This is a genomic window from Massilia sp. BHUDP2 (assembly GCF_046236355.1).
Classification (GTDB): domain Bacteria; phylum Pseudomonadota; class Gammaproteobacteria; order Burkholderiales; family Burkholderiaceae_D; genus Telluria; species Telluria varians.
Genome location: NZ_JBJUVW010000003.1, coordinates 30,033 through 46,917 on the forward strand (window position 1 = coordinate 30,033; position 16,885 = coordinate 46,917).

Below are 16,885 nucleotides of genomic sequence, written 5' to 3' on the forward strand. Positions count from 1 at the left end.
GAACGATCCTAATCGAACTGGAGGAGCAATGCCAAGGGCATTTTTGTATGCATGTTGTTTCAGAAGCCCTGTCAATACGGGCTTCCTGCCCTGCCGGGATTATTTTCCTCGCACTACCTGCAGCTTCACCTTCTTGCCCTGGCGGTAGGTGTACAGGGTCATCGCGGCGTCGCGCAGGTCGCCCTTGGCATCGAAGGCGATGCTGCCGGTGACGCCTTCGTGCCGGATGGCCGCCAGCGCCGGCAGGAAGCGTGCGGGTTCGGTCGACTGGGCTTTCTGCATCGCGCCGGCAAACACCATCACCGCGTCGTAGGCATAGGGCGCATAGGTCTCGACCGGCGTGCCGTAGCGCTGGCGGAAGCGCTCGTTGAACGCGTTGAAGCGCGCCTCCTGGGCGCCGGTGACGCCGCCCGCGACCGCGCAGAACACCTTGTCGTCGCCCAGCGCGTCGCCGGCCAGCAGCGGCAGCTTTTCCGAGCAGACGCCGTCGCCGGACACGAATGTCGCCTGCACCCCGAGCGTCTTCATCTGCTTGAGCATGGGACCGGCCACCGCGTCCATGCCGCCGTAGAAGATGACATCCGGGCGCTGGGCGCGGATCTGGGTCAGGATGGCGCTGAAGTCGGTCGCCTTGTCGTGGGTGAACTGGCGGCTGACGATGGCGGCGCCGCCGCTGCTGCGCACTTCGCGCGCGAACTGGTCCGCCAGGCCCTGGCCGAAGGCGGTGCGGTCGTCGATCACGGCGATCCGTTTGGCCTTGAGCGTGCCGAGCGCATGACGCGCCAGCGTGCGCCCGATGAGGTTGTCGTTGGCCACCACCCGGAAGGCGGTCTTGTAGCCCTGGTTCGTGTATACCGGCGTGGTGGCGGCCGGCGAGATCTGCGGAATGCCGGCGCTGGCATAGATCTTCGAGGCCGGCACCGTCGGACCCGAATTCAGGTGCCCGACGACGGCCGCCACGCGCGCGTCGACCAGCTTCTGGGCCACCGCGGTGCCGGTCTTGGGGTCGCTGGCGTCGTCCTCCGACTGCAGCACCCACTTGATCCTTTTGCCGCCGATCGCGATGCCCTTGGCGTTCAGTTCGTCGATCGCCATGCGGGCGCCGTTCTCGATGTCCTTGCCCTGGTGGGCGCCGGGACCCGACAGCGGCGAAGCGGTGCCGATCCGCACTTCGGTCTGGGCGCTGGCCGGCAGGGCGGCGAGCAGGAGGGAGGACAAGACGGCGGCGGCAGAACGCATGGCACCCTTTCTCGATTGGATGCCTTCGATTGTACTGCCGCGCCGGCCCGCCACCAACCGCCATGCGTGCGCACGGCGGCGGCGGAACGCAAGCTCAGTGAAGGACCTCGGGCGTGCGCTTGATGATGACGGCTTCGAGGTACTCGGCCGGCACCACCAGCGAGTTGTCGCCTGCCGTGTTGTGACGGTCGAGCAAGGCCAGCATGTCCTGCTCCAAGGCCTGCTGGCCAGCCGGGTCGAGCGCGGCGAAAGCCTTGTGCACCGGTCCGTAGTAGTCGCGGAACACCTGGATCATGTGCGCTCCCGACGCGTAGCGGAAGTTGAACATTTTCGGCTGGGCGCGGATGCTGGCCGCCTCCGTGCCGAACAGCTGGCGCAGGTAGTCTTCCTTGCCCCACATGGCGGGCGACACCAGGCCGGCCGGTGGCGGCACATGGCGCCCGACCGTCTTGAACAGCTGGCCGATGAAGCCCTCCGGCGTCCAGCTGGCGATGCCGATGCGCCCGCCGCCGCGTACCACCCGCATCATTTCGCCGGCGCAGCGCGCATGGTCGGGGGTGAACATCACCCCGAAGGTCGATAGCGCGACGTCGAAGCTGCCGTCGTAGAAGGGCAAGGCCTCGGCATCGGCTTCGCGGAACTCGACCGTCAGGCCTTCGGCCGCCGCGCGTGCGCGGCCCTTGTCGAGCAGGGCCGGCACGTAGTCGGTCGAGGTCACGCGCGCGAATCGGCGGGCGGCGGCGAGCGTGGCATTGCCGTTGCCGGCCGCGATGTCGATCACGCGCTCGCCGGCACGGACGTCGGCGGCTTCGGCGAGCGACTCGCCGACAATCTGCAGCGTGACGCCGATGATGGCGAAGTCGCCGCTCGCCCACGTGGCCTGCTGGCGCTGCTTGATGGCGGCATAGTCGGGAACGGGGTCGGGCGGCTGGCGTGGCGAGGGGGTGGAAGTACTGGGTTGGGTCATGGCAGTCTCCTGAGAAATACCCGGCAGCGGGTGCATGCTTGGACAGGGAGGGAGACGGGAAGATTCGGCGCCGGGTTCCTTCAGCTTAAGCCAGCGCCGTCGGAAATCCAGCCCTGTTTTTCGCGATGCTCATGCGTGCGTACGGCAGGGCCGCGTCGGTGCGCCGGGGTTCCGGAAGCGGCGATATACTGGATTCATAGCCTGATCGACATGCACGGGAGTCGCATGCCGATTGCCGCGCCATACCTTGTTTCCGGGCGCCACTTCTGGCCGCCTGAGAACGATACTAACGATTCACTACTGACAGGGGGTAGCATGCCAACAACCTGGATTCTTTCGGCCAACAATGGCCGCGCGAGGTTTTTCGCCGAGTCCGATCCGGCGCAACCGTTGCAGGAAATCGAAGACATGGTCAACTCCGCAGCGCAGCTGCGCACGGTGGACACCGAAACCGACCGGCTCGACCCGACCGCGGCTTCAGGCAGCCGCCACAACATCGGCGGCAACGAAGGCGCGGGTATGGCCCACAATGCCAAGGCCGGGGCGCCGAACAAGCTGTATCAGCCGGCTCAGACGCCCGACCAGCACGCGGCCGACCTGTTCGCAAAGGACGTCGCGACCTACCTGCTGAAAGCGCAGAACGAGGGCCGCTACCAGCAGCTGCTCATCTCCGCCTCGCCGGACTTCCTGGGCGTGCTACGGACCAAGCTCGATCCGCAGGTCCAGAAGCTGGTCAAGGCCGAGTTCAACAAGGACTACACGCACTCGGGTCCGCAGCAGCTGCGCGAGCAGCTCCAGGCCCACCAGGCCAAGGCCGCCGAGTAAGCCGGGCCGGCAGCGCGTGTCGACGCCAGCTGCGGCTGGCGTTTTTTCATCGGCTGCGCTTCAGGCGCACTGCAGGCCGGCTTCCTCCGCGCAGATCCGGTTGCGCCCGCCCTGCTTCGCCACGTAGAGCATGGCATCCGCGCGCAGGAACAGCTCGTTCTCGCTGCGGCACTCCGGATAGGCCGCCACTCCGCCGCTGAAGGAAAAATGGCGCAGGTCGGCGGGGCCGACTTCGAAGGGGATGGCACAGAAGGCCTGGCGCATGGCGTCCAGGCGGCGCCTGCCCTCCTCCCGGTTGCAATCCCAGAACACCACGACGAATTCCTCGCCGCCGAAGCGGCTGAGCAGGTCCGATTCGCCCAGCTGCGGCGCGAGAAGCAGGGACAGGCGCTTGATCACGATGTCGCCGAAGTGGTGTCCCCAGGTATCGTTGATGGTCTTGAACTTGTCGATGTCGATGACGCCGAAGGCCAGTTCGCAGCCCTCCTGGGCGGCGCGCCGCACCAGCGCCTGCGCCTTCTTCTGCAGGCCGACCTTGTTGAGCAGGCCGGTGGCGCGGTCCTTCCCGATCAGGTCCTTGTTGATGCGGATCTTGTTGCTGCGGTTCACCAGCTGGGCTTCCAGCAAGCCGGGCTCGCCGTTCGCCAGCACGGCGTCGAAGCCGTCGGCCAGCGCGCGCCGGGCCAGCGCCGGATCCGGACGGCACTGCAACAGGGCGATCTCGCGCACCGGGTCGGCCTCGATATTCCTTTGCAGCACCCGCACGATGGCTTCGGTGCGCTGGTATTCGCCATCGGTCACCAGCACCAGGTCGGGCTGCAGCTCCTTGACCCGCAGGTGCAGGGTATACGCGTCCGGATGGCGGATCACCTCGACGCTGCGCTGCGCTAGCCGTGCCTCGTCCAGTCCCGGCACCTCGCCCAGCACGACCATGCGCACGGGGTCGCCGCGCTTCTTCTGCACGAACAGGTTGAACAGCTTGTCGACGAACACGTCGTTGGGGATCGGCTTTTCGGCATAGGCCAGGCAGTTGCTGTCGACCAGGCGCTGCTGCAGCAGGAAACGGCTGCCCTGGCGTGCGCTCTGCAGGTAGACATAACGGTGGTCGGCAGGCAGGCGCTGCAGCAGTTCGCCCAGCATCAGGGTGCGGCGCCCCTCCGGCATGTCGGCCTGCATGTTGTGCAGGGCATCGAGGTCGATCACGTACAGCTTGTCGCCGCCGTCCCCGGCCACCGCCTCGACGAAGCGCGACACATCGTCGAAGAACAGGATGTCGAAGTCGTATTTATGGGCGTGCAGGAGCAGCTCGGCCCGGTTGTCCTTGATGAAGAAACTCTGCGATAAGAGCAGGACGTGATTCCTGTACAACGACATGGCTTGCGTCATGGTGCCTCGACTTCCTTGCTGGATGCGCTGCGTTTGCCCCTTGCGGTGCCTGCCGGGCCGGTCCCGTATTGTGTTTATTACAGGAATCTAATTGTGTTCCCGTCGGCTCCAAAAGGCAAACACTTCAGCCCTAAGTGCAACAAGCGCCTGAAGAATTTCCATTAAGAAATTTAGCTTAACAATCCTGTATGACGCCCGTATGAACTTTGATCTCGCGCAAACAAGGCACAGGGGCCGTCGAAGCTCCAGAACTTGATGCCAAGGCGCCGCGTCAAAACAAAACGCCAGTGTCGCCATACCGGGGGAAACGATGAGACCCGCACGCATCCTCACCATCATGGGCGCAAGCGGGGCAGCCGCGCTTGCAGCCCTGGCAGCCCTGTCCCTGGCCACGGCCGGCCCCGCTCCGGACGAGCGCGGCACTGACAAGCAGGCCTTCGATCCCCTGTTCGCGCCCGGCGCCGTCTGCACCCCGGCGCGTGCCGGCCGTCCGCCGCTGCTCGAGCGCCTCGTGCTCGCCCAGGCGGAGACGACGCCGTTCAAGCCGGGCCAGACAGTGCCGACCCAGGACAAGACGACAAGCGAGGCCGCCCCGCCCCTGTATGCCAAGCTCGGCAGCCTGCACGTGCCGGTCACCACCGGCAGCCAGCGCGCCCAGGCCTATTTCGACCAGGGCATGCGCCTGAGCTTCGCCTTCAACCATGCCGAGGCAGCACGCGCCTTCCGTGCGGCGCAGCAGCACGATCCCGGCTGCGCCATGTGCTACTGGGGCGAGGCGCTGGTGCTGGGCCCGAACATCAACGCACCCATGTTCCCGGAAGCCGCCGGGCCTGCCGCCGCCGCGGCCGCGCGCGCGGTGTCATTGGCAGGCAAGACCACGCCGCCGGAACAGGCCCTGATCCGCGCCGTCTCGCGCCGCTACCAGGCCCAGCCGCCCGCCGACCGCGCGCCGCTCGACAAGGCCTATGCCGATGCCATGGGCGAGGCCGCGCGCGCCTTCCCGAACGACGACACCATCCAGGTGCTGTATGCCGAAGCGCTGATGGACCTGTCGCCCTGGGATTACTGGCAGGCCGGCGGCACCCAGCCCAAGAACCGTAGCGCCGACCTGGTGGCCGCCCTCGAGCGCGTGCTGGAGCGCAACCCGAGCCACCCGGGCGCCGCCCACTACTACATCCACGCGGTCGAAGCCTCGAGCCGGCCAGAACGGGCGCTGCCGGCCGCCAAGGTGCTGGCCCGGCAGATCCCGGGGGCCGGACACGTCGTCCACATGCCTTCGCACATCTATTACCGGCTCGGCATGTACCGCGAGGCGCTGGAGTCGAACCGCGAGGCGATTGCCGTCGACGAGCAATACTTCCGGCGCTCGCCGAGCGACCCGGTGTACCGCGGCGCCTACTATCCGCACAACATCCATTTCGTGATGGTGTCGGCCCTGATGGGCGGCGACGGCCGCACGGCGCTCGAGGCGGCAGGCAAGCTCGACAAATCGATCAGCCCCGAGCTGCTCAAGGGCTTTCCCAGCCTGCAGCCGGTGAAGTCCGCGCCCTATTTCTCGCATGTGCAGTTCAGCTCGCCGGACACGCTGGTGGCGCTGCCCGACCCCGGCCCCGACTTCGTGCTGGTCAAGGCGGTGTGGCACTACGCCCGCGCCGTCGGCTTCGCGCGCAAGGGCATGCAGGCCGAAGGCGCCCGCGAAATCGCGGCGCTCGAACGCCTCGAGCGCACCGCGGACTTCAAGCCGATCGCGGAATGGAACATCCCGGCGCGCGAGATCGTGCAGACGGCGCGCGCGGTCGCACGCGGACGGCTGGCCGATGCGCGCGGCAATGCGCCTGACGCCATCAGCGCCTATCGCGAAGCGATCGCGGTGCAGGACAGCCTGCCCTACATGGAGCCGCCCTACTGGTATTACCCGGTGCGCCAGTCGCTGGGCGCGGTACTGCTGCGCACTGGCCAGCTCGAGGCCGCCGAACAGGTGTTTCGCGATTCGCTGGCGCGCACGCCGAGCAATGGCTGGGCCTTGCGCGGCCTGATCGAGGTCTACCAGAAACGGGGCGACAAGCCTGCGTTGGCGGCGGCGCGCAAACGCTTCGAGACCACCTGGCTGGGCGAGCCGGGCGGCCCGCCGTTGACGCGCCTGTAGCGGCGCCTCGTTGTTGCGGCTTGTTACAGCAAGGTGCTTTGCATGCGCTGGCGGCGCTGCTATAGTGGGGACATCGGACAGATGCGTCACCCCTCCTGTCCGGCCCTGGAAAACGCTGACCTGTGGTCGGCGTTTTTGCTTTGGGGCCGGCTTAGTTTCCTGTCAATTGCCTATCGATACATGGCCGCTTGCGCGGCTGGGGCTGATCTTGCCAACGAACATCCTGACTCTGCCATTTCTTTCGCGCCGTTCCGCCAGGCTGGCGGGACGCGCCGCGCTGCCCCTGCTGCTCGCGCTCGCCGCGTGGCCCGGCATGGCGACTGCCGTGCCCGCACCAAGCTATGGCGCCGAGCAGCTCACCACCCTGGTCAATGCCTACCGCAGCGCGCCGGGCAACTGCGCGGGGCGCGTGGCTGCGCCGGCCGCGGCGCTGGTGGCGCACCCGGCACTCGCGCGGGTGCGCATCGGTCCCGGCACCTTCATCGAGCTGGTGCTCGAGCAGGCCGGCTTTGCCGCCGAGCGCGCCGTATCGGTCAGCGTCAACGGTCCGGAAACCCCGGCGGAAGCAATGACGGTGCTGCAGGAAAAATATTGCCGCACCCTGCTCGACACCCGCTTCTCGGCCGTCGGCAGTTACCGCGAGGGTAAGGAATGGACGGTGATCCTGGCCCGTCCGGCGCCGCCGCTGCCGACCGAGTCCTTTCCGGACTGGCACGAGGCCGGCAAGGCCATCCTGGCCGGCGTGAATGCGGCCCGGGCCAGCGCGCGCAGCTGCGGCAACCGGCAGTTCGCCGCGGCGCCGCCCGTGACCTGGAACCCGCAGCTGGGCGAAGCCGCGCTGTCCCATAGCCGCGACATGGCGGCGCGGCGCTACTTTGGCCACAAGGCCAAGGACGGCAGCATGCCGGCCGACCGCGCGACGCGGGCCGGCTATGCCTGGCAGCGGGTGGGCGAGAACATCGCCTTCGGCCAGAGCACGCCCGACGAAGCCGTGGCCGGCTGGCTCGACAGCCCGGGACACTGCGCCAACATCATGAATCCGGGCTTTACCGAGATGGGCGCGGCCTACGGTGTCGCTGCGGAAAAACGCAGCGGCATCGTCTACTGGACCCAGGTGTTCGGCCGCCCGCGCTGACCTTCCACACGCGTCAGGAAGTCGAGGCCCCGCCTCCGCCACCCTGCTTGGCCGGGTTCGGCGTCGCGCCGCTGCTCGGGTCGCCGCCGGCCACCGAGGTGCCGTGGCCGGACGAGGTGCCGGTGCCGGTGCGGGTGTCGTCCGCCGAAGCGGCCTCGCCCATCGCATTGCCGCCCGCTCCCGACGCGCCGGCCGCCGGGCTGCCGCCACCGCCGAGCGAGCCGCCCGCGGCGCCGGGCATTCCTTCCGCCGCCCCTTGCTGGCGCATGCCCGCCCCACCCGGTCCCCGGTTGCCGGACTGTGCCGCCGCTGCCGAGGCATCGGTACCGCCGGCCGCGCCGACGATCTCCGAGCCGGTCGGCCGGGGCGGCGCATTCACCGGCCGCGCGCCGCCTTCGGCCAGCGTGTCGCTGCGCGTGGCCGACTGCTGGCTGCCGGGTTGCGCGTTCTGCGCATCCTGCTGCTTGCGTTCCTGATCGGTCATGGAATCCTCCTGTTGAGCATGGGTGTGCCGACGTGCGGCCAGCTGCACCAGCCGCCAGTCGGGACATTCTGCCCAAGTTCCGATATCGAGGGCGTCCGTCAGCCTGTCCCTGAGCTGTCCCGGAAACATGGTCCGAAAACCCTAAGCGAACGCGCCGGGGAAGCCGATTTGGATAGACTGGGACGCGCCATCACCAGACCACGGGACACCATGCAACCGAACCTCGGCCTCGTCTGCATCACCGCATCGAAAGACGTCCGCTACCGCACGGTCACGCGCAAGCGCCTGCTCGAGCACAGTCTGGACGCCCAGCGCAAGCTGCTCGAAGACCTGTACCGCGACAACATCCAGACCCTGGACAAGGCGCTGCGCTACTGCGAGGCCGAGGGCATCCGCCTGTACCGCCTGCCCTCTTCCATTTTCCCCTTCGCCGACGAAGACATCGGGCGCGAGGTGCTGGCCCCCTTCGCCACGACCCTGGGCCGTTCGGGCCGGCGCGCGCTGGAACGCGGCATCCGCCTGGTGATGCACCCGGACCAGTTCGTGGTGCTGAATTCGGATTCGGAAGGCGTGGTGGCGAACAGCGTCAAGATCCTGCAGATGCACGCCGACATCATGGACCTCTTGGCGCAGCCGCGCTCGCCCTGGGCCCTGCTCGAGATCCACGGCGGCAAGGGCAATCGCGCCGACGCGCTGGTCGAGCGCATCGCCCTGCTGCCGGACGCCATCCGCTGCCGCCTGGGACTGGAGAACGACGAATACGCGTATGGCGCGCAGGAGATCTACGAGATCTGCATGCGCGCCGGCGTACCGATGGTGTTCGACGCCCACCACCACGTGGTGCACGACAAGCTGGACAGCTACGAAGACCCCAGCGTGGGCGCCATGCTCCTCAAGGCCCGGGAAACCTGGGCCGATCCCGCGCACCAGCTGGTGCACATCTCGAACGGCCGCGAAGGCTTCAACGACCGCCAGCATGCCGACCTGATCGAGGTGATGCCCTCGTCCTACCTGGCCGCGCCCTACATCGAGATCGAGGCCAAGCTCAAGGAAGAGGCGATCCGCGGCCTGCGCGCCTGGTCGGCCTCTGCGCTGGCTTAGGCTGCCGTCACTTTCTCGAGCCAGGGCTCGACGATCGCCAGCAGCGCCTGCGGCGCCTCGATCGGCACCATGTGGCCGCTGTCCTCGATGAGGGCGAATTCGGCGCCGGGGATTCCGGCATGCATCTCCTCGGCTTCCTCGCGCGAACGCAAGCGGTCCTGTCCCGCTGCAATGACCAGGGTCGGGCAGCGGATGTCGATCAGCCGCTTGCGGTCGCTGGTACGCACGATCGCCGACTGGCGCCGGAACACCTCGCCGCCGAGGCGCACGCCCATCGCGCGCACCCGCTCGATCAGGGCCTCGTTGGCGGCCTGTTTCGGGTGCAGCGAAGTGGCGATCGCGGTCTTGCTCAGGCCCGAGAAGGCCACCGAGGGCGCGGCCTTGCCGACCGTGCCGCGGCTCTGCCGCAGCGAAGGCGTATCGGGACGCGTGGAGGTGGCGACCAGGACCAGCGCGCGCACCCGGTCGGGCGCCAGGCGCGCGATCTCGCGGGCGACATAGCCGCCCATCGAGAAGCCGACCAGGATGAAGCTGCAAGGGGCATTGGCGAGCGCGCGGGCGGCCATCGCTTCGATGGAGGAATCATGGCGCAGGTCCGCGTGCATGAGCGGCCCGAACTTCTCGAGCGCTCCGGCCACGTCGTCCCAGAGCGTTTCGTCGGCCATGTAGCCGGGTACGAGCAGGATAGACATCGTGCCATGATAGCAAAGGCGCGATGCCCTCACCGGCTGCCTGCCTCAGATATTACGTGACTGCGCCTGCGACACGTTGCTGCCCGGCGGGACGCTCTGGGTCAGCCAGACATTGCCGCCGATGGTCGAGCCGGCGCCCACCGTGATGCGTCCCAGTACCGTGGCCCCGGCGTAGATGACCACGTCGTCCTCGACGATCGGATGGCGCGGCGCGCCTTTGACCAGTGCGCCGCTGGCGTCCACCGGGAAGCGCTTGGCGCCCAGGGTCACGGCCTGGTACAGGCGCACCCGCTCGCCGATGATGGCAGTCTCGCCGATGACGACGCCGGTGCCGTGGTCGATGAAGAAGCTGCCGCCGATGTGCGCCGCGGGGTGGATGTCGATGCCGGTCAGCGAATGACCGATGTCGGCGATCAGGCGCGCCAGGAAGGGCACGCCGAGGCGGTGCAGGCAGTGCGCCAGCCGGTGGTAGAGGATGGCGATGGTGCCCGGATAGCACAGCATGATCTCGGCCACCGAGCTGGCGGCCGGGTCGCCGGCCAGCGCGGCCTGCACGTCCGACACCAGCAGCGCACGGATGCCTGGCAGGCTGGCGGCGAACTCGCGCGTGATCGCCTGCGCGTGCTCCGCCAGGGTGGCCTCGTCGGCCTCCTCGAACTGGGGAGCGAAGCGCAGCGCGCGCCGCACCTGTCCCACCAGCCGGTCGAGCGTGACGTTGAGCGTATCGCCGACGAAATAATCGATGCTCTCGTCGTTCAGGTCGGGCCGCCCGTAATGGGTCGGAAACAGCGCCGCCGAGACGCCGCCCACCACCTGGGTGAGGACTTCGCGCGAGGGCAGCTCGCGCACGCGTCCCTGGTGGCGGATGTTGTGGGTGGATTCGCGCGACGTGCGCAGCGCGTCGATGATGGGGCCCAGGTGCCACTGCACGGAGCCGGATGGGGTCGGGAATTCGCTGTTCATATGCCGAGCCTACCCGCTTTGCCGGCCTTGGAGAACGATTTAAATCAGCCTTCGATATGCGGAAATTGTTATGAAACATTGGTCACGCAAACTTTGATGCGCTTCATTACTTCTGGTCCATATTTTGCTTTAAGTTAATGGATTGCGTCCTGACACCAGGGCGCGCTTCATCGACGTGCCGCCGGCCGCCCCATACCGGGACAGGCCGCACCGGCATGGAGCCCACCAGCCACCGGGAGACGCAGTGTCCAACGCCATGTCCAGTGTCCGCGCCCAGTTACGCATCGTGTTTGCGTTCGTCATCATCATCTCGACCCTTGCCACCGCGGTCGCCATCTGGCGCCTGCAGCTCATGTCCGAGGAAACCGAAGCGCTCACCCGGCGTCCGCTGGTCAAGGAGCGCCTGGCTTCGCAATGGCTGCTCAACACCTCGGTGTCGGCCAAGCGCACCGCCGCGGTCGCCCGTTCGAGCGATCCGGAACTGGCCAAGGCCTTCGCGGCCGAAAGCCTCGAGTCGAGCCAACGCACCAGCGTCCTGCAGGACAAGGTCGGCGAACTGCTCGACACGCCGGAGGAAAAGGCGCTGTTCGAGGCCATCGCCGAGGCGCGCGGGCGCTACATCGAGACCCGCGACCGGGTGATGAAACTGAAAGCCGACGGCCAAGCTGGCGAGGCAATGGCCCAGTACGAGCGCGAATTCGTGCCGGCCACCCAGCTCTACCTGGACAAGGTGACGGCGCTGCAGGCGCTGCAGCACAAGGCCATCGACACCATGGCGCAGGACGTACTGGAGGGCGCGGCCGCCAGCACCACCATGCTGGTGACCCTGTGCCTGTTGACGCTTGCCGGCAGCATCGCGGCGTCCATGCTGTTCGCGCGCGCGCTGTTCCGGCGCCTGGGCGGCGAGCCGGCCGAGGCCGCGCGCGTGGCGGGCGAGATCGCCGCCGGCAAGCTGGACGTGCGGGTCGCGCTGCGGCCGGGCGACCAGTCCAGCCTGCTGTATGCCTTGCTGCGCATGCGCGACAGCCTGGCGCAGATCGTCGGCCAGGTGCGCGACGGCACCTCGACCATCGGCGCATCAAGCGAGGCAATGGCGAGCGAGGCGCAGGAGCTGTCGCGCCGTACCGAGAGCCAGGCGGCCGCGCTGGAGCAGACCGCCTCCTCGATGAACGAGCTGGCGCACGCGGTCCAGCACAGCGCCGCCAGCGCCGAGGAAGCGAACGGCCTCGCGGTGGCTGCCTCGACGGTGGCGCAGCAGGGCGGCGCCATGGTAGGCCAGCTGGTGGACACCATGGGTGCGATCAACGCCTCGTCGGCGCGCATCGTCGACATCATCGGCGTCATCGACGGCATCGCCTTCCAGACCAATATCCTGGCCCTGAATGCGGCGGTGGAAGCGGCGCGCGCCGGCGAACAGGGACGCGGCTTTGCCGTGGTGGCCGGCGAGGTGCGCAGCCTGGCCCAGCGCTCGGCGGCGGCCGCGAAGGAAATCAAGGAACTGATCGACGACTCGACGCTGCGCGTGTCCCAGGGCGCCGACCTGGCCGGCCGCGCCGGCGCCACCATGAACGGCATCGTCGACAGCATCGGCCGGGTGACCGCGATCATGGGCGAGATCGTCGACTCGAGCAAGGAACAGGCGAGCGGCATCCAGCAGGTGCACCGCGCGGTGTCCGACATGGACAGCGTTACCCAGCAGAACGCCACGCTGGTGGAGGAATCGGCGGCCGCGACCGAATCGATGAAGGAAGAAGCCGCGCGCCTGGCGCAGCTGGTCGCGGTCTTCAAGCTGGCCGACAAGCCGGCGCGCGGCACCGCCGCCAAGGCCGCGCCGCGCAAGGACGAGGCGCCGCGCATCGCCAGGGCAGCCACCCCACCCGCCCAATCCTCCACAACCGTGCCTCCAGCCGCGCGCGCCAAGCCTGCCGCCCGCCCTGCCCCGCCCCCGGGTGCGGAGCGCAAGGCCGCCGAAGAGGAGTGGGAAGAGTTCTGAACCCCGCCGGCCGGCATTGCCGGCCCGGCGATTCTGGCGCACCATAGCGCCATCCTACCTTCTGTCGAGTCCTGCATGAACCTGCCTTCCCACCAGCTGTCGATGACGGTCCTGATGACCCCTGACACGGCCAACTTCTCCGGTAACGTCCACGGCGGCACCATCCTCAAGCTGCTCGACCAGGTGGCCTATGCCTGCGCCAGCCGCTATGCCGGCCGCTACGTGGTCACGATGAGCGTGGACCAGGTCACCTTCCGCCAGCCGATCCACGTCGGCGAGCTGGTGACCTTCCTGGCCTCGGTAAACTATGCCGGCCGCAGCTCGATGGAGATCGGGATCAAGGTGATCGCCGAGGACATCCGCTCGAAGGTGGTGCGCCACGTGAACAGCTGCTTCTTCACGATGGTGGCGGTAGGCGACGACCGCAAGCCGGTGGCGGTGCCGCCCTTGCAGCCCGCTAACGACGACGAACACCGCCGCTTCGAGGAAGCCAAGGGGCGCAAGGCCGCGCGGCTGGAACTCGAACGCCGCCACGCCGAGCGCGCCGCCGCGCGCGCCTAGCCGGTTCCGTGCGTTGGCGTACGGCGGGGCTGCGCCTCCGTCGGCTACCATCGGAGCTCGACCATTCACGGGAACGCCGATGAAAACCTCCCTGCTTGCTCCGATCCTGTCCCTGCTGATCTTGTCCGTGTCCCCTGCCCAGGCCGCGGACCAGGCAGCCGATGGCGCCAAACCGCTGGCCACGATTCCCGCGCTCGACGTCAAGCGCTACATGGGCACCTGGTACGAGATCGCGAAGTTTCCGAACGACTTCCAGAAGAAGTGCGTCGGTTTCACCACCGCCACCTACAGCCTGCGCGAAGACGGCCGCGTGGACGTGCTCAACCGCTGCCGGCGCGCCGACGGCAGTACCGACGACGCCAAGGCCGTGGCGCGCCAGGTAGGCGAGGCCACCTCGCCGAAGCTGGAAGTGCGCTTCGCGCCGGCCATCGTGTCCTGGCTGCCGATGGTATGGGGCGACTACTGGGTGATCGACCTCGACCCGGACTACCAGCTGGCCGCGGTCAGCGAACCGAAACGCGAATACCTGTGGATCCTGTCGCGCACGCCGAAGGTCGACCCGGCCGCCTACGACGCCCTGCTGGGCCGGCTGCGCGCCCAGGGGCTGGACATGAACCGGCTGGTGCCGACCAAGCAGGGCGAATGAGGGTTCCGGCCTGATTTCAATCAGGCACTACCGCAGCGCCAGGCCTTGTGCTAGAATGCGAGCCCTTGGCCTGGTAGCTCAGTTGGTAGAGCAGAGGATTGAAAATCCTTGTGTCGGTGGTTCGATTCCGCCCCGGGCCACCAAGAATTCTGCTTCACGAAACGCCCACTCATGCAAGTGGGCGTTTTGGTTTCCGGGATCGTTCTTCCCCGGTGTCGATCTCCTCCCTCCCTAGACAGCGGCTCTCGACGCTGCTCCCCGTGCTGTCGTGTCGAGCTTCCCAAGTTCAGGCATGCATCTCCACTTAACTAGCCGTTTTCCGGTCGTTAACTATTGCCTAAGGAGAATCCACAATAGCCCATATTTGCCTAGGCAAATATAGTTCAACCGTTTTCAGACCATGGCTGCATGTGAAGAATCCAACAATGAACAGCTTGGCTACCTGATCAGCCAAACTCGCAACGCGCTGTTTGCAGCGCTCGATAAAGAGATGCTGCCGCTGGACCTGACCGCGTCGCAGTTTGTCGTGGTCATCAGTGCGATGCGCCATGGCGCCCGCACCGTCAACGAGTTTTGCCAGCTGGCCGGGATCGAGCCTGGCCCAATGTCGCGTCTACTGGACCGCCTGGAAGCCAAGGGGATCGTCCGCAGGGTGCGCGACCTGGAAGACCGTCGCCAGGTCAATGTTGCCCTGACCGATAAAGGCGTCGCGCTCTGCCCGCAGATCAACGCGGCGCTCCACAAGGTCTACGCGCAGTTGCTCAATGGGTTCAGCGAACAGGAAGCGCTGGCCTTCAAGCATGCGCTGGAAAGAATTCTGCTCAATGCGAAACAGTAGTTTCCAAGAACAGGGAATACAAGCACCACTTCGCCATTGATAGAAAAGTCAACCCGAATACGTCAGCTCGCGTCTGCGCACCGTCCTTGACCGACGGCTGCCTGCCGCATTCACTTTCTCAGGAGGACTCATCGCAATGAGTCAAAAAACCAGCAAGAATCCAGCAGCGCCTGCCAGCAGCAAGCGCTTCTCCCGGCGCAAGTTCATGGGAACCGCTGTCGGCGCCGCAGCCTTGGCCGGCGGCTACTCGCTTGCATTCGGGGGGCAGTTCCGTGCCGCCAAGGCAGATCGCACGGTCGACGTGCTGCTGATCGGCGGTGGCATCATGAGCGCGACGCTTGGTGTCTATCTGTCCGAGCTGGAGCCGACATGGACATTCGAAGTGTTCGAACGTTTGGACAAAGTTGCCGAAGAAAGTTCCAATGGCTGGAACAACGCGGGCACGGGTCACTCGGCGCTCTGCGAACTGAACTACACCCCGATGGACGATAAAGGGCAAGTGCAGATTACCAAGGCGATCGAGATCAACGAGAACTTCCAGATCTCGCGCCAATTCTGGTCGCATCAGGTGCGCAAGGGCGTGCTGGGCAATCCGCGCGAGTTCATCAACTCGACGCCTCACATGAACTTGGTGTTTGGCAAGGAGAACCGGGACTTCATGCACAAGCGTGTCGCGGCCTTGAAGGCATCGCCGCTGTTCGCCGGCATGGAATTGACCACAGATCCGGCCAAGATTACCGAGTGGATTCCGCTCATGATGGAAGGCCGCAAACCGGACGAGATGGTGACCGCCACCCGTTCGCCGCTCGGCACCGACGTCAACCTGGGCGCGATTACCCGCCAGTTCTACAAGCATCTCGGCCAGACTGTGGGCAGCAAGATCTCGACCGGTCATGAGGTCCGCTCGATCACGCGCAACGAGGATGGCTCCTGGCGCGTGTCCGCGTTCGACGTCAAGGACAGTTCCAAGGTCCAGACGGTCGATGCGCGCCACGTCTTTATCGGTGCAGGTGGCGCCGCATTGCCGCTGCTACAGTTGTCGGGCATTCCTGAAGCGAAACAGTATGCTGGCTTCCCGGTCGGCGGCGAATTCCTCGTCACCGAGAATCCGGCAATTGCCTCGCGCCATCTGGCTAAAGTGTACGGCCTGGCGGATACGGGTTCGCCACCGATGTCGGTGCCGCATCTGGATACCCGCGTCCTGGATGGTAAAACGGTGCTGCTGTTCGGGCCATTCGCCACCTGGTCCACCAGATTCCTCAAGAATGGGGAGTACTCCGATATCGTGAAGGCGACCACGCCCTCCAATATCATTCCGCAACTTCAAGTCGGCGTCCATGAGTTTGCACTTGTAAAATATCTCGCGGAGCAGTTGCAGCTGTCCAAGGAAGAAAAAATGGCGGCGCTGCGCCACTACATGCCCGAGGCAAAGGACGAAGACTGGCGTCTATGGCAAGCTGGCCAGCGTGTGCAGATCATCAAGAACGTGCCCGGCAAGGGCGGCGTACTGAAGCTTGGTACGGAAGTGGTGGTTTCCGAAGACCGCTCGGTGTCTGCGTTGCTGGGAGCGTCACCAGGTGGCTCTACATCGCCGGCGATCATGCTGTCGCTGCTGGAGAGAGTTTTCCCGGATCGAATGAAGACCGCCGCCTGGCAGGAAAAAATTCGCGACATCGTTCCGTCCTATGGGAAGAAGCTGAATGAAAATGTGCAGCTGCTGGCGGACACCTGGGCAAGCACTGCTGAAACCCTACAGCTGGCGATCGCGCCGCCAAGCCTGGAGAACTTCGTTCCAGGCGCGGCTGCCATCGTTCAACCTGGGAAAGTGAAAAAAGTGTCTGACATGGCGCTGTAGTGCTGTCACCAAGACTCAGCCGTACAGCAAAAGCGCCACCTTCGGGTGGCGTTT

Annotated in this window: 15 protein-coding genes and 1 tRNA gene; 10 read left to right on the forward strand and 6 right to left on the reverse strand. The window is 66.4% G+C overall.

The genetic code is table 11. From position 1 onward, the window contains the following. Nucleotides 1–99: 99 nt before the first annotated feature. Nucleotides 100–1,239, reverse strand: a complete 1,140-nt coding sequence (locus ACK6C6_RS16920; RefSeq protein ID WP_409268337.1) for a branched-chain amino acid ABC transporter substrate-binding protein — start codon at nucleotides 1,237–1,239, stop codon at nucleotides 100–102. Between the two features lie 94 nt (nucleotides 1,240–1,333). Further along, entirely contained in the window at nucleotides 1,334–2,206 is an 873-nt protein-coding gene (locus tag ACK6C6_RS16925; protein WP_409268339.1) for a class I SAM-dependent methyltransferase, read from the reverse strand. Nucleotides 2,207–2,521: 315 nt separating this feature from the next. Here ACK6C6_RS16925 and ACK6C6_RS16930 point away from each other — a divergent pair, with 315 nt between their 5' ends. After that, nucleotides 2,522–3,031 carry a host attachment protein gene (locus ACK6C6_RS16930; protein WP_036205649.1) on the forward strand — a complete coding sequence of 170 codons (510 nt, stop codon included), beginning with the start codon at nucleotides 2,522–2,524 and terminating at the stop codon, nucleotides 3,029–3,031. 60 nt (nucleotides 3,032–3,091) lie between these two features. Here ACK6C6_RS16930 and ACK6C6_RS16935 read toward each other — a convergent pair whose 3' ends face one another. Then, nucleotides 3,092–4,417: a GGDEF domain-containing protein gene (locus ACK6C6_RS16935; protein WP_409268343.1), complete on the reverse strand. Its 1,326-nt coding sequence runs from the start codon at nucleotides 4,415–4,417 to the stop codon at nucleotides 3,092–3,094. A gap of 310 nt (nucleotides 4,418–4,727) precedes the next feature. Between ACK6C6_RS16935 and ACK6C6_RS16940 the strand changes: the two genes are divergently transcribed. Next, complete coding sequence (locus ACK6C6_RS16940; RefSeq protein WP_409268345.1) at nucleotides 4,728–6,563, forward strand: tetratricopeptide repeat protein; 1,836 nt, start codon at nucleotides 4,728–4,730, stop codon at nucleotides 6,561–6,563. 208 nt (nucleotides 6,564–6,771) lie between these two features. After that, a complete protein-coding gene (locus ACK6C6_RS16945; protein ID WP_409268346.1) occupies nucleotides 6,772–7,698 on the forward strand; it encodes a CAP domain-containing protein in 927 nt (308 codons plus the stop codon). A gap of 13 nt (nucleotides 7,699–7,711) precedes the next feature. On the opposite strand, the gene ACK6C6_RS16950 is transcribed toward ACK6C6_RS16945, so the two are convergent. Further along, entirely contained in the window at nucleotides 7,712–8,182 is a 471-nt protein-coding gene (locus ACK6C6_RS16950; RefSeq protein WP_409268348.1) for a hypothetical protein, read from the reverse strand. A 210-nt stretch (nucleotides 8,183–8,392) separates the two neighbouring features. Here ACK6C6_RS16950 and uvsE point away from each other — a divergent pair, with 210 nt between their 5' ends. After that, the gene (gene uvsE, locus ACK6C6_RS16955) at nucleotides 8,393–9,283 is read left to right on the forward strand and encodes a UV DNA damage repair endonuclease UvsE (RefSeq protein ID WP_409268349.1); all 891 of its coding nucleotides are present in this window, start codon (nucleotides 8,393–8,395) and stop codon (nucleotides 9,281–9,283) included. Here uvsE and ACK6C6_RS16960 read toward each other — a convergent pair. Both ACK6C6_RS16960 and epsC read right to left on the reverse strand, forming a co-directional pair. After that, complete coding sequence (locus ACK6C6_RS16960) at nucleotides 9,280–9,975, reverse strand: alpha/beta fold hydrolase (RefSeq protein WP_409268351.1); 696 nt, start codon at nucleotides 9,973–9,975, stop codon at nucleotides 9,280–9,282. The two genes, uvsE and ACK6C6_RS16960, sit on opposite strands and share 4 nt — an antisense overlap. Before the next feature lie 45 nt (nucleotides 9,976–10,020). Then, nucleotides 10,021–10,938 carry a serine O-acetyltransferase EpsC gene (gene epsC / locus ACK6C6_RS16965; RefSeq protein WP_409268353.1) on the reverse strand — a complete coding sequence of 306 codons (918 nt, stop codon included), beginning with the start codon at nucleotides 10,936–10,938 and terminating at the stop codon, nucleotides 10,021–10,023. A 244-nt stretch (nucleotides 10,939–11,182) separates the two neighbouring features. Between epsC and ACK6C6_RS16970 the strand changes: the two genes are divergently transcribed. The 6 genes from ACK6C6_RS16970 (at nucleotide 11,183) to mqo (ending at nucleotide 16,831) form a co-directional block, all read left to right on the forward strand. Then, entirely contained in the window at nucleotides 11,183–12,931 is a 1,749-nt protein-coding gene (locus ACK6C6_RS16970) for a methyl-accepting chemotaxis protein (RefSeq protein ID WP_409268354.1), read from the forward strand. Nucleotides 12,932–13,006: 75 nt separating this feature from the next. Further along, nucleotides 13,007–13,492, forward strand: coding sequence for an acyl-CoA thioesterase (locus tag ACK6C6_RS16975; RefSeq protein WP_027865591.1), 486 nt, complete (start codon nucleotides 13,007–13,009; stop codon nucleotides 13,490–13,492). A 79-nt stretch (nucleotides 13,493–13,571) separates the two neighbouring features. Next, on the forward strand, nucleotides 13,572–14,138 hold the full coding sequence (locus ACK6C6_RS16980) for a lipocalin family protein (RefSeq protein ID WP_409268355.1): 567 nt from the start codon (nucleotides 13,572–13,574) through the stop codon (nucleotides 14,136–14,138). Between the two features lie 67 nt (nucleotides 14,139–14,205). After that, a tRNA-Phe gene (locus tag ACK6C6_RS16985) sits at nucleotides 14,206–14,281 on the forward strand. Between the two features lie 257 nt (nucleotides 14,282–14,538). After that, the gene (locus tag ACK6C6_RS16990; RefSeq protein WP_209589289.1) at nucleotides 14,539–14,976 is read left to right on the forward strand and encodes a MarR family transcriptional regulator; all 438 of its coding nucleotides are present in this window, start codon (nucleotides 14,539–14,541) and stop codon (nucleotides 14,974–14,976) included. Between the two features lie 205 nt (nucleotides 14,977–15,181). After that, nucleotides 15,182–16,831 carry a malate dehydrogenase (quinone) gene (mqo, locus tag ACK6C6_RS16995; protein WP_409269189.1) on the forward strand — a complete coding sequence of 550 codons (1,650 nt, stop codon included), beginning with the start codon at nucleotides 15,182–15,184 and terminating at the stop codon, nucleotides 16,829–16,831. Nucleotides 16,832–16,885 lie beyond the last annotated feature (54 nt).

Coding starts and splice junctions, on each gene's coding strand:
- uvsE (WP_409268349.1), top strand. CDS start 8,393: ATGCAACCGAACCTCGGCCTCGTCTGCATCACCGCATCGAAAGACGTC.
- ACK6C6_RS16950 (WP_409268348.1), bottom strand. CDS start 8,182: ATGACCGATCAGGAACGCAAGCAGCAGGATGCGCAGAACGCGCAACCC.
- ACK6C6_RS16940 (WP_409268345.1), top strand. CDS start 4,728: ATGAGACCCGCACGCATCCTCACCATCATGGGCGCAAGCGGGGCAGCC.
- ACK6C6_RS16935 (WP_409268343.1), bottom strand. CDS start 4,417: ATGACGCAAGCCATGTCGTTGTACAGGAATCACGTCCTGCTCTTATCG.
- ACK6C6_RS16925 (WP_409268339.1), bottom strand. CDS start 2,206: ATGACCCAACCCAGTACTTCCACCCCCTCGCCACGCCAGCCGCCCGAC.
- ACK6C6_RS16975 (WP_027865591.1), top strand. CDS start 13,007: ATGAACCTGCCTTCCCACCAGCTGTCGATGACGGTCCTGATGACCCCT.
- ACK6C6_RS16980 (WP_409268355.1), top strand. CDS start 13,572: ATGAAAACCTCCCTGCTTGCTCCGATCCTGTCCCTGCTGATCTTGTCC.
- mqo (WP_409269189.1), top strand. CDS start 15,182: ATGGGAACCGCTGTCGGCGCCGCAGCCTTGGCCGGCGGCTACTCGCTT.
- epsC (WP_409268353.1), bottom strand. CDS start 10,938: ATGAACAGCGAATTCCCGACCCCATCCGGCTCCGTGCAGTGGCACCTG.
- ACK6C6_RS16960 (WP_409268351.1), bottom strand. CDS start 9,975: ATGTCTATCCTGCTCGTACCCGGCTACATGGCCGACGAAACGCTCTGG.
- ACK6C6_RS16920 (WP_409268337.1), bottom strand. CDS start 1,239: ATGCGTTCTGCCGCCGCCGTCTTGTCCTCCCTCCTGCTCGCCGCCCTG.
- ACK6C6_RS16930 (WP_036205649.1), top strand. CDS start 2,522: ATGCCAACAACCTGGATTCTTTCGGCCAACAATGGCCGCGCGAGGTTT.
- ACK6C6_RS16990 (WP_209589289.1), top strand. CDS start 14,539: ATGGCTGCATGTGAAGAATCCAACAATGAACAGCTTGGCTACCTGATC.